Annotated in this window: 1 pseudogene; it reads left to right on the top strand. The window is 58.4% G+C overall.

What is annotated here, in order from left to right:
• Nucleotides 1-245 (top strand): annotated as a pseudogene (locus SB719_RS22015) (hypothetical protein); the annotation flags it as partial.

Raw genomic sequence — 245 nt, 5'->3', positions numbered from 1 at the left:
AGCCCGAACTCAAATACTCCCATGCCAGCGAAATGCCGTTCCATCGCATGAAGGTGCGCTTGAAGCGCGAGATCGTCACCATGGGCGTCGAGGGCATCGACCCGTTGAAAAGCGTGGGCACCTATGTCGCGCCGCAGGACTGGAACGCCCTCATCGCGGATGAAGACACTGTCGTGGTCGATACGCGAAACGACTACGAATATGCCATCGGCACATTCGAAGGGGCGATCGATCCGCAGACCAAG

This window comes from Pantoea sp. SIMBA_079 (genome assembly GCF_046940275.1).
Lineage (GTDB): Bacteria > Pseudomonadota > Gammaproteobacteria > Enterobacterales > Enterobacteriaceae > Pantoea > Pantoea borealis.
This window is presented reverse-complemented; position numbering and strand designations above follow the sequence as displayed.